Consider the following 325-nt stretch of genomic DNA (forward strand, 5'->3'; position numbering starts at 1 on the left):
CCGATCGACCGCCAGTACGACCGGCTGCTGTTCCAGGACGTGTACCCCGGCATGGGCTACGTGCCGCTGGCGCACGTGTTCAACCTGCCGCACCGCATCATGTACCTCGATGCCTTCCATGTGGAACAGCTGTGGACCAGCCAGGGCCACCCCCTGAGCGACTACATGTTCAACACCCGTCACCCCGACCTGAAGCTGGACTGAGGCGGTTCGGCCGGCGCCGGGGTGCTGCCCAGCACCAGGTCCACGTGGCCCATCTCGTCGTCGGGGGCCAGGGTGCTGAGGTACTGCCGCAGCCGCTCGTCGCGGATGAAGTCGGCGCCCG

1 pseudogene is annotated in these 325 nt (G+C 67.7%); it reads left to right on the plus strand.

The features are described 5' to 3' along the window. Nucleotides 1-204: pseudogene (locus HA630_RS00445) on the plus strand (hypothetical protein); the annotation flags it as partial. Nucleotides 205-325: the final 121 nt, after the last annotated feature.

It is taken from the genome of Aquabacterium sp. A08, assembly GCF_011742065.1.